This is a genomic window from Vibrio sp. 10N.261.51.A4, assembly GCF_041471945.1.
GTDB lineage: Bacteria > Pseudomonadota > Gammaproteobacteria > Enterobacterales > Vibrionaceae > Vibrio > Vibrio crassostreae_C.
The window spans coordinates 1-11,562 of record NZ_JBFRPJ010000002.1; the positions used below are offsets into that span (position 1 = coordinate 1).

Consider the following 11,562-nt stretch of genomic DNA (forward strand, 5'->3'; position numbering starts at 1 on the left):
GATTTAGGAAACAAAGCCAACCTGATAGAACGATTCGGTCAGATACCTCCTCCAAAAATAAAAACGGGAAGCTAAAGTTAGCTTCCCGTTTTTATTTCAATTCGATTAAATCATCATCTTTGATTTCACACCTAGAAAATCATTGAATTTGTTTTTGAATAAACGCAATCGAACGCTGATTAAACTCTTCAGGGTTTTCCACGTTACATACGTGTCCACAATTCGGGATTTCTACTAGCTCGCTCGACTCATGCGCTGCGACCATTTCTTTTACCGGCTTAATAAACATGTAGTCGCGTTCGCCCATCAAATAAAGAGTCGGTATTGGTAGCTCTCTATCTTTAAAATATTTCATCAAGGGGTTTACATCAGCCGTTAAGATAAACCAGCGCTTAAACTCTTTCTGGCACAGCTTTTTAGCTTCGCGGATAAAAAGGTGACGAGACTCTTTTTGGCTTTTTTGTGGCATCACAACATAAGCAAAAAGGCTGTATAACCACATGTAAGGAATGATGTGCTTGCTGAGGTTACCCAACTTGATTAACACTTGAGAGCGAGTGTTTAGCTTGGTGACAGCGCCACCCAGTACCATTGAACGTACACGGCCAGCCGCCAGTTCGGCAACGTTACGCACAATAATCGTGCCCAAAGACATGCCAACGAAATGTGCAGAACGGATCTTAAGATGGTCTAACACTTTAAGAATATCAAGCGTCACCGATTTGAACGTATAACGATTCGAAATCAGCCCTTTAAGTATATTGTCTGATTTACCGTGCCCTCTCAGATCAATGAGAAGTAAGTTGAAATGCTGTTTATACGCTTTGATCTGCTTGAACCAGATGGAGGAACTGCCTCCTGCGCCATGCACAAATACAACCCACTCATCGCTCGTAGGGTGAGTAAATGTTTTATGAAATAGTAAACTCTCAGACATACCTATCGCTTCAATTATTGGAATGGAGCTATGCCTCATCACGAGGCGATGACTAAGGATACCACGCTATTAAGAACTTTAAGTGATAATAGTGTCAAACCTATCATTAGTCATGTGAATACCTACCTCACCTTTTCTACCTGACAAAAATGAGTTTGCAAGCTTTGTCTTCGTAAACGTGATGTGCTCTGACCAGGAAACAAAAAGGCACTCTACAATTAGAGCGCCTTCATTTATTACGAGCGGTTGTTGCTCGCCAGCTAATTTTAAAACTAAGTCAACAAGTTAAAATGCTGAATGGTACATAGCTAGGTATTCTTTAGCCGCATCTTCCCAACTAAAATCTCGCTGCATCGCATAAAGCTGAACACGCTTAATTTCAGATGGGTTTTGTGCGTAAAGCAGTAATGAACGATGTAACACAGCCAATAACGCTTGCGGTGTTGGCTCTTCAAAAGCAAACCCAGTCGCGACTTCAGGATCTTCATCGTAATCATTCACGCTGTCTTTTAAACCTCCCACAGAACGAACAATCGGCAAAGTACCGTAAGCCATGCTGTAGATTTGGTTTAAGCCACACGGTTCAAATTCCGAAGGCATCAAGAAGAAATCAGAGCCTGCTTCAACCAAGTGCGCAAGTTCATTATTGTACGCTTCCACGAACGAGAACTTATCTGAGTGAAGCGCTGATAGCTCTTTCAATTGACTAGCCAAAACCGGATCGCCAGTACCGACAATCACGATCTGAAGATCATTTTTCAAAAACTGTTCGATGATAGGCAGTAAGTAATGAACACCTTTTTGATTCGTCAAGCGACAAACCATGCCATAAACCGCGCAGTCGGCAACGGGTAAACCTACATCTTGTTGCAGTTTTTGCTTACAAGCTGATTTTCCGCGAGCCATGCTGTGCTTGGTCGCTTTGTATTTACGAGGTAGGAAAGCATCAGTTTCCGGATTCCAAGCCCCGTAATCACACCCATTCAAAATGCCGAACAGATCAGCCGATCTGTGTTGGAATTCTGCAGCCATACCGTGGCTACCTAATTCCGTTTTCAACTCTTCTGCATAGGTAGGACTTACTGCGTTCACTTTATCCGCGCACATCACGCCAGCTCTTAGCATAGTGACATGAGTGTCACTCACTGAAGCTTCTGGGACATTATAACTGTGCATCTCTGGCAGGAATTGAAGTTCATCGTATGCGAACACACCTTTGAAAACCGCATTGTGGATCGAGATAACACTGCGCGTATTTTCAAAGAAATCGTGTTGTTGATAACGCGATTTAAGCAAGAAAGGAACGAAACCAGTATGCCAGTCATTTGCATGAATGATATCCGGTTGAAAACCAAGCTTAGGAAGCATATCAAGACAGGCTGCACTAAAGAACGAGAAGCGCTCTCCGTTATCAGCATAAGCTTGATTGTTTTCTGCGTACATTTCCGGGCGGTCGAAATACTTGGCACATTCAATACCAAAAACTGGAACGCCTTCTACGCTCAGTTTTTTAACTTGATAAGCCGTATGAGGCCAATGATCGAGTTCAGTCGATAAAATAACTTCTGCTGAATCAATGTTTGGAATGTTTCTATATGCGGGGATAGTCACTCGAACGTCCTGTTCGAGTGTTTGCAACGCTTTCGGCAGTGCCTTGGCTACATCAGCCAAGCCACCACTTTTAATCAAGCCTTCAACTTCAGACGCTACAAAAAGTACCGAGAGAGTCTTAGTAACCAACTCGTGCTCCTTTAGAAATCACTACAACACCATCGTCAGATACGTGGTAATGCTTTTTGTCTTCTGTCAGATTTACACCAATCTGTGTACCCGGTGCGATATCTGCGTCTTTATCAATGATAACGCGGCGCAAGATACAACCCTCACCCACTTTTACATCACCGAGTAAGATGCTTTCGCTAATATCACACGCTGATGCGATATTGCTGCGGAAGCCCAGTACACTCTTTTCAATACGCGAACCACGTACATAACTACCGCTACACACAAGGCTATCAATGATCTGAATTCGACCATTTGCCGAATCAGTAAACGTAGCTGGTGGTAGTGGCGGGTAATAAGTGTGTAGAGGCCATTTACGGTTGTATAGCGAGAATGGCGCATCTTTCTTAAGAAGGTCTATGTGCGCTTGCCAGTACGCGTCAATCGTACCTACATCGCGCCAGTAAACTTCTTCTTTCTCACCAGTAATACGGTTGGTGCTGAAATCATAAACAAACACATCACCACGTGGGAACATGTTTGGAATAATGTCTTTGCCGAAATCGTGTGTCGAACCTTCTCTATCAGCATCTTCCGTTAGTTCGGCAAAAAGCTCTTTCGCTTCGAACACGTAGTTGCCCATTGAAACGAGCGCTGATTCTGGATCGCCCGGGATCGACTTCGGATTTGCAGGTTTCTCTTCAAAGCCAATCATACGGCCGTCAGCATCAACCTCAATAACACCGAATTCTGATGCTTCAGCAAGCGGCATGCGCAATGCTGATACTGTGAGAGCCGCTTTCTTCTCTTTATGGAAATCAAGCATCTGTTTGATGTCCATCTTATAGATATGGTCTGAACCAAAAATACATACTTGATCAGGTTCTTCCAACTCCATAAAGCCCATGTTTTGGTAGATAGCATCTGCTGTGCCTTCATACCAACGCTTTCCTTTACGCATTTGCGCAGGAATTGGGTCGATAAAACGGTCTGTTATGCCACTGATATTCCAGCCTTTTTTCATATGGTGGAACAGTGACTGTGACTTAAATTGTGTTAATACGTAGATCTTCATTAGATCAGCATTAACGAAGTTGTTCAAAGCGAAATCAATTAAGCGGTAACTACCACCGAAAGGAACCGAGGGTTTGCTGCGAGATTCAGTTAAAGGTCTTAAGCGAGAGCCTTCACCACCAGCAAGAATCATTCCCAATACACCAGCCATTTTATTCTCCATATATCTATAGCTTGTCGATGTTAGTACTCGTAGAGGTATCTTCCTCTGGGGGATGAGCACCAACACTTATTTCGGTATTTAGCGAATATCCATTCACATACAGTGACAATATCCTAAGCCAAACGTTGTTATGTGTGCACTATTCTTTGCACTTGGTTTTATATACGTTATCGACTTTTCGGCCGAATTCAATTTTTAATACGCCATTCTGTGGTACGTAAGCTGATTGCTTTCCTAAGACTTAAAGCAGCTCACACTACACCGTCCAGACGAAACATTACATTAACACCCGACACACATCAGGTATACAACTAAACGCTGATCTGTGAGTTACAATATTTTAATTAAGTTACATTTTCGTTAAAGTTGCATAAGAAGATATGATTAATTGCCGCCATTAATTTCGCGGTGTGAATTTAATAAATCCCCACCGACGAAACACCAGGTCAACAAGTTGCATAATTAGTCATATTGAGATCAAAAAAAAAGCAGCCATTAGGCTGCTTTTTCATCAATAACGTTCAGTTACTTCTCTTTAGGCTTTTTACGCTTATCCGTAACTTCCCACTTACCGTCGATGTACAACGCAGTCCAACCGGACGGTTTTCCATCTACTTCAGTACGAACGTAGTTTTCTTTAGTCTTACGACTAAAACGAACCACTGTCGGCTTACCATCAGGGTCAGCAACTGGCGCTGATGCTAGGTATTGGAACTTAGGTGAGATACGGTCTTTAAAACGAACCAACTCTTCCACTAATGGTGCACGTGTTTCACGTGATTTAGGGAAGTTGCTCGCAGCCATAAATAGACCAGAAGCACCATCACGAAGAACAAAGTACGCGTCTGAATTTTCACATGGAAGTTCAGGGAAATGTACCGGGTCTTCTTTCGGTGGCGCAACTTCGCCATTTTTTAGAATCTTACGAGTGTTCTTACAATCGTCATTGGTACAATCCATGTATTTACCAAAACGACCGTTCTTCAGAACCATGTCAGAACCACATTTGTCACACTCAACAAGTGGACCATCGTAGCCTTTGACTTTGAATTCACCGTGTTCAACCACGTAACCTTCACAGTTAGGGTTGTTACCACACACGTGCATCTTACGCTTATCATCAATCAGATAAGCATCCATTGCCGTTTCACAAATAGGACAACGCTTTTTCGCTCGAAGTGCTGCTGTTTCAACGTCTTCTTCAAGAACGTTAATAATACCTTCTTCATCACCAAGGTTGATTGTTGTCTTACAACGCTCTTTTGGTGGAAGTGCATAGCCAGAACAACCAAGGAATACGCCTGTCGAAGCAGTACGAATACCCATTTTACGGCTACAAGTTGGACACTCAATATCAGTTTCTACGATATGATTTGGCTTCATGCCACCAGCGTCTTCGTCTAGATCCGCTTTTTCCAAATCGCCAGTAAAGTCTTCGAAGAAGTTATCTAGCACGCCTTTCCAGCTTGCCTCGCCTTCTGCGATTTGGTCCAACTTCTGCTCCATACGAGCAGTGAAGTCGTAGTTCATTAGGTCATTGAAGCTGCCGTCTAGACGGTCAGTAACAATTTCACCCATCTTCTCAGCATAGAAACGACGCTGTTCAACTTTTACATAACCACGGTCTTGAATTGTCGAGATGATTGATGCGTATGTTGAAGGACGACCAATACCGCGCTTCTCAAGCTCTTTAACTAGCGCCGCTTCAGTGAAACGAGCCGGTGGCTTAGTGAAGTGCTGTTTAGGGTCTAGCGCGATCAGATCAAGCTTATCGCCGATCTGAACTGCTGGAAGGATCGTATCTTCGTTCTTACCCATTGGACGCTGAACACGAGTCCAACCATCAAATTTAAGGATACGACCTTTCGCTTTTAACGTGTACTCATCTGCTTTAACGCTTACTGTCGTTGAATCGTATTGAGCTGGTGTCATTTGACACGCAACGAATTGATTCCAAATTAGCGAGTAAAGCTTGTGTGCGTCTGCGTCTACACCGTTTAGGTCTTCCGACTTAACATCTACACTTGAAGGACGAATCGCTTCGTGGGCCTCTTGAGCGCCCTCTTTGCTGCCGTATACAAGTGCTTTAGGTGGAAGGTATTGCGCGCCGTACTCAGAACCAATGTATTCACGAGCTGCTTCTACAGCTTCTGAGCTCAAGTTGGTTGAGTCAGTACGCATATAAGTGATGTAACCCGCTTCATACAGGCGTTGAGCCAGCATCATGGTTTTCTTTACGCCATAACCAAGACGCGTACTCGCCGCTTGTTGCAGCGTCGACGTGATGTAAGGTGCAGACGGCTTACTCTTTGTTGGGCGGTCTTCACGTTTACAGACTTCGTATTGCGCTTTTTCTAAAACGCTAACAGCAGCTTGTGTTTGCGCTTCATTTTCAGGTTTAAACGCAACACCGTCTTTCTGCGCTACTTGCAGTCTAAAGTCGGTTTTCTCTGCTGTTTTAGTATCAGCATGCACATCCCAGAACTCTTCAGGGATAAAGGCGTTGATCTCGCGCTCACGCTCTACCAGTAGTTTTACCGCTACTGATTGAACACGGCCAGCGGACAGGCCTCGTGCTACTTTTTTCCAAAGCAGAGGTGAAACCATAAAGCCAACAACACGATCCATAAAACGTCGTGCTTGTTGTGCGTTTACGCCATCAATGTTTAGCTCACCTGGAGTTTCGAAAGCTTGTTGAATAGCATTCTTGGTGATTTCGTTAAAAACCACTCGCTTGTATCGCGTTTCATCGCCACCGATGATCTCACGAAGGTGCCATGCGATAGCTTCTCCTTCGCGGTCCAAATCGGTTGCGAGATAAACATGGTCTGCGTTCTCAGCCAGTTTTTGCAATTCAGCGACGACTTTCTCTTTACCAGGTAGGATTTGATAGTTCGCTTCCCACTCTTTATATGGGTTGATACCCATCTTTTTGATAAGAGCTTTGCGATCTTTTTCTTTTTTGATACGAGCTTTGTCTTCTGGGCTCATACCCTTGGTTGAAACTGCAGCAGCCTTTTGACCAGTACTTTGACCTGCCGTTGGTAAATCACGTACGTGACCTACACTCGACTTAACGACAAAGTCTTTGCCAAGATATTTATTGATAGTTTTAGCCTTGGCTGGCGACTCCACTATAACGAGCGATTTACCCATATTGACTCTAACGTCCTTAATCACGATGCTTCAGCACCAACAATTTAGCTTGTGGGCTTTTACGCATGATATTCTAAATTCATTGCTTCTTTTTTTACTATTGTGCGAGATTACTAGAAGATCAACCGCTTTTTTCAAAATTGGATCTGATCGCTCGACAATTCGACGACTCATAGATAAAAGGGTCACAATATAAAGAAGCTATAAAGTACTCACTAAGAATACTTGCAAGAGCCTATTCATCAGGCATTACGTCTAAACGGGCTCATACTAAGCTTGTCCGCGAATCTAACGCGAGCCCCATTCAATTATTTTTGCCGTAAATCACAAAATAAATTGTGGATGTTTGAAAAGACTCTCTTAATCGGTTGTGAAATCATTGAATTTCTAGTTCGACACCATAAACTCAACGTTATATTCAGTTATCAGAGATAAACTCATGACAAAGAAAGTAATAGCAGAATTTGATTTACTGCTTATCGCAAACCAAATTATCCAATCACATGATGACTACATTGAAGGCATGCGCGCAAACAGCGTAGTAGAAAAAGACGATGTACTCGTCTTCAAAGGTGAATACTTCTTAGACAGCAATGGAATGCCGACCGAGAATACAACCGCGGTATTTAACATGTTTAAATACTTAGCGCACCACCTTTCGAAAGAATTTACAATTCAGCAATAATTAAAAAGCTTGCCACTTAGGCAAGCTTTTTTGTTCCTAAACCTTTACATACTAAGCATTTTTATAGACTTAGCATTTTCAGCTTGTCGAAGTAATCAGGGAATGTCTTTGACGTACAACCTGGATCATTAATCGTCACAGGCGTATCGCTCAAGGCAACCAGCGAGAAACACATCGCCATACGGTGATCATCGTAAGTATCAATCGCCGCATGAGTCAGTTCAGCCACAGGGTTAACAATAATGTAATCTTCACCCTCTTCCACTTCAGCGCCGACTTTGCGTAGCTCTGTTGCCATTGCAGCCAAGCGGTCTGTCTCTTTCACACGCCAGTTGTAGACATTACGGATTGCCGTTGTGCCTTTCGCAAACAATGCGGTTGTCGCGATAGTCATCGCAGCATCTGGGATATGGTTATAGTCCATATCAATGCCTTTCAGCTCGCCACAACGAGAAATAACGTAGTCGTCACCCCATTCGATTTCCGCACCCATTTTCTCAAGCGCATCAGCGAATTGGATATCACCTTGGATACTGTTTTTACCAATACCAGTGACCTTAATCTCACCACCTTTGATAGCAGCGGCTGCAAGGAAATATGACGCAGATGATGCATCACCTTCAACCAAGAAATCACCCGGTGCCGAGTAAGATTGCCCGGTAGGAATCACAAACTCTTGGTAATCATTATTGATCACGTCCACACCAAATTGCTTCATGATGTGCAGCGTAATATCGATGTAAGGTTTAGAAACCAATTCACCGTCAATTTTAATGGTCACTTCACCTTCAGCTAAGGGCGCAGCCATCAAAAATGCCGTCAAGAATTGACTAGAGATAGAACCGTCGATAGAAACTGTACCGCTCTTCAGACCAGTACCTGTGATCTTCAATGGCGGGTAGTTTTCATTTTCTAAGTATTCAACGTCGGCACCGGCTTCTCGCAGTGCTGTTACTAAGTGGCCAATTGGGCGCTCTTTCATACGAGGCTCACCAGTAAGAACGTATTCACCGCGACCTAAACATAGTGCAGCCGCCAACGGACGCATCGCCGTACCCGCATTACCTAAGAAAAGCTCTAGGGCTTTGTCACTTGAAAATGCACCACCAACACCTGTCACTTCACAAACGGTTTTGTCTGCAGACAACTGATAATCAACACCTAACTGAGTTAATGCATTCAACATATGACGAATATCATCACTGTCTAGCAAGTTTGTTAGGCGAGTGGTTCCCGTAGAAAGTGCAGCCAAAAGAAGTGCACGGTTGGAAACGCTTTTTGAACCAGGTAGGTTAACTTCCCCGTTCACTTTTTGAATTGGTTGTAACGTAAGGCTTTCCATTAAATCTTATAGTCCTTGTACCACCCGAAGTCACTGGCGCGTATTTATTTTCGGGTGATGAATAATTCTTCGTACTTGCAGACTAACGAACTTTTCCAACGAACTCCAGAGCTAATCCAGCCCAAACCGGTGATTAATTAGCCAATCAATCGTATTTATATACTAGTACACGAGATCAACTCGAACACCATCTGAAAAATAGAGAATTCGTACATCATCGCCTCGGTTGAACAGCATCGAGTTATCGACATCTTGGATAATGTTGACCAACTTGTCGTCTTTGGTTTTGACCAATAACTCGACCAGTTTGTACTCTACTTTATATTGTGTGTTACCTCGGTTACGAGCAATACCCGCACCTGCTACTGCACCTACAGCTGTCGCCACTTCTTTACCAGTGCCGCCGCCAAACTGGTTACCAATCAAGCCACCAATCGCCGCACCTAACAAGGTTTCCCAACCATTCGCTTTCGACTCAACGATCTCTTGCTGAGTGATGTATCTGACCGTATCAATCTCACCATAAACCACCTCGTTTACTGGTCGAGCTTGGTTTCTGTTGTAAGCTGCATTTGCCAACATGGGCAAAACAAGTAAAATCCAAAGCAACTTCTTCATGGTAAAACTCCTAAAGACCTCTTGGTCAGTGATTAATCTGTAATGCGGTACTTATGACTATATACCTAACCGAACTTGATACTACTAGTATAGAGTTTCCTTCGCCTTTCGACGCGCTTGATGACCCCAACGGTCTGCTCGCCTTCGGTGGTGATTTATCACCAATGCGAATTTTAAACGCTTATAGCCAAGGTATATTTCCATGGTATGGCCCAGGTGAGCCTATACTTTGGTGGAGCCCTGCACCGCGAGCGGTATTTAATCCTAAGACATTCGAACCGTCAAAAAGTCTTAAAAAGTTTCAAAGAAAGCACAATTACCGAGTCAGCATCAACCAAGCGACGGACAGAGTAATTGGTTATTGCTCTTCACTAAGACCCGAAGAAGAAACCTGGCTAAACAGCGACATGCAGTCAGCCTACCGCAAACTCGCTTCATTAGGTTTCTGCCACTCGGTTGAGGTTTGGCAAGATGATGAACTGATCGGTGGACTTTACGGCTTACAAAGAGGCCAAGTCTTTTGCGGTGAATCGATGTTCAGCCTAAAGACCAATGCCTCTAAAATTGCGCTGTGGTACTTTTGTAAACACTTTACCCGATTCGGCGGACAACTGATTGATTGCCAAGTCATGAACCCTCACTTGGAATCCTTGGGCGCTATCGAGGTTGATAGGGATGAATTCCTAGGCTCTCTGCAATTACTCAAAGAGTTCTCCGTTGACGATGCATGCTTTAAAACCCAATGGCTAAAGGAAATGCCTTAATGAATCCAGATTTACAACAAATCAGAATTGGATTAACAGACAATCACGCTTGCAGCTACTTACCTCACTTCGAAGAGAGAGTGGCGGTCACGCTTGACGAACACATGCACACCTCAGATAACTATGAAGTTCTGCTTGCGAATGGATTTCGCCGCAGTGGTTCAACCATTTATAAGCCACATTGCGATAATTGCTCAGCATGCCAAGCGATTCGGCTTTCAATTCCTGAGGTTAAGCTTTCCAAAAGCCAACGACGGATCCTTAACAAAGGAAAATCACTACGTTGGGAACTGAAAGATGAGATGGATGACAACTGGTTTGACTTATACAGTCGCTATATCACCGCTCGTCACCGTTCGGGAACCATGTACCCACCCAAGAAAGAAGAGTTTCTACAATTCTCTAAAAATGAGTGGCTTACTACAAAGTTCATGCACATCTATGATGAGAACAAGTTGGTTGGTATCGCCGTAACCGACATCATGGCTCACTGTACGAGCGCGTTTTATACCTTCTTCGATCCTGATATAGACATTTCGATGGGAACACTTGGCGTTCTATTTCAGATCCAACATGCCCAGAAAGAACAAAAACAATGGTTATATTTGGGTTATCAAATCGATGAATGCCCTGCGATGAACTATAAAGTACGATTTCAACGTCATCAAAGGCTAGTAAATCAGCGGTGGCAAGGGTAGAATACGCGACAACTTTACATATTTTGATTTTAACGGCACAATCAAGCCGTTGAAAACCGCCAAATTTCGAAAGAGGATTAGATGGCTAAAGAAGACGTAATCGAGATGCAAGGCACTGTCCTTGATACTCTACCAAACACAATGTTCCGTGTTGAGCTTGAAAACGGTCACGTAGTGACAGCACACATCTCTGGTAAAATGCGTAAGAACTACATCCGTATTCTTACTGGTGATAAAGTAACTGTTGAGATGACTCCATACGACCTTTCTAAAGGCCGCATCGTCTTCCGTGCTCGTTAATTTTTAATTAGCGAATACAATAAGAAGCGGAGCTTAAGGCTCCGTTTTTTATTGCCTGAGCTTTTTACTACACAAGCACATCAATCTCGCATCTCGCATCTCG

10 protein-coding genes are annotated in these 11,562 nt (G+C 43.5%); 4 read left to right on the plus strand and 6 right to left on the minus strand.

Going from position 1 to position 11,562, the window contains the following annotated elements:
- Positions 1-139 precede the first annotated feature (139 nt).
- From AB4384_RS00995 to topA, 4 genes are all read right to left on the minus strand, one after another.
- Positions 140-937, minus strand: a complete 798-nt coding sequence (locus AB4384_RS00995) for an alpha/beta fold hydrolase (protein ID WP_017062100.1) — start codon at positions 935-937, stop codon at positions 140-142.
- A 285-nt stretch (positions 938-1,222) separates the two neighbouring features.
- Positions 1,223-2,677: a glycogen synthase GlgA gene (glgA, locus tag AB4384_RS01000; protein ID WP_372128732.1), complete on the minus strand. Its 1,455-nt coding sequence runs from the start codon at positions 2,675-2,677 to the stop codon at positions 1,223-1,225.
- Positions 2,667-3,896 (minus strand): glucose-1-phosphate adenylyltransferase, encoded by a 1,230-nt coding sequence (glgC, locus tag AB4384_RS01005; RefSeq protein ID WP_372128733.1) that lies wholly within the window; start codon positions 3,894-3,896, stop codon positions 2,667-2,669. Before glgC ends, glgA begins: the two co-directional genes overlap by 11 nt.
- A gap of 525 nt (positions 3,897-4,421) precedes the next feature.
- Positions 4,422-7,052 (minus strand): type I DNA topoisomerase, encoded by a 2,631-nt coding sequence (gene topA / locus AB4384_RS01010; protein ID WP_048612738.1) that lies wholly within the window; start codon positions 7,050-7,052, stop codon positions 4,422-4,424.
- Positions 7,053-7,491: 439 nt separating this feature from the next.
- Here topA and AB4384_RS01015 point away from each other — a divergent pair, with 439 nt between their 5' ends.
- Positions 7,492-7,737, plus strand: coding sequence for a YciN family protein (locus AB4384_RS01015; protein WP_017062104.1), 246 nt, complete (start codon positions 7,492-7,494; stop codon positions 7,735-7,737).
- Positions 7,738-7,798: 61 nt separating this feature from the next.
- On the opposite strand, the gene aroA is transcribed toward AB4384_RS01015, so the two are convergent.
- Both aroA and AB4384_RS01025 read right to left on the minus strand, forming a co-directional pair.
- A complete protein-coding gene (gene aroA / locus AB4384_RS01020) occupies positions 7,799-9,079 on the minus strand; it encodes a 3-phosphoshikimate 1-carboxyvinyltransferase (RefSeq protein WP_017062105.1) in 1,281 nt (426 codons plus the stop codon).
- A gap of 162 nt (positions 9,080-9,241) precedes the next feature.
- Positions 9,242-9,697, minus strand: a complete 456-nt coding sequence (locus AB4384_RS01025; protein WP_004736438.1) for a glycine zipper 2TM domain-containing protein — start codon at positions 9,695-9,697, stop codon at positions 9,242-9,244.
- Between the two features lie 53 nt (positions 9,698-9,750).
- Here AB4384_RS01025 and aat point away from each other — a divergent pair, with 53 nt between their 5' ends.
- The 3 genes from aat to infA all read left to right on the plus strand — a co-directional run bounded on the left by aat (position 9,751) and on the right by infA (position 11,459).
- Positions 9,751-10,461 (plus strand): leucyl/phenylalanyl-tRNA--protein transferase, encoded by a 711-nt coding sequence (gene aat, locus AB4384_RS01030; protein ID WP_017063504.1) that lies wholly within the window; start codon positions 9,751-9,753, stop codon positions 10,459-10,461.
- Positions 10,461-11,159 (plus strand): arginyltransferase, encoded by a 699-nt coding sequence (locus AB4384_RS01035; protein WP_065585123.1) that lies wholly within the window; start codon positions 10,461-10,463, stop codon positions 11,157-11,159. Before aat ends, AB4384_RS01035 begins: the two co-directional genes overlap by 1 nt.
- A gap of 81 nt (positions 11,160-11,240) precedes the next feature.
- Positions 11,241-11,459, plus strand: a complete 219-nt coding sequence (gene infA / locus AB4384_RS01040) for a translation initiation factor IF-1 (RefSeq protein WP_001040192.1) — start codon at positions 11,241-11,243, stop codon at positions 11,457-11,459.
- Positions 11,460-11,562 lie beyond the last annotated feature (103 nt).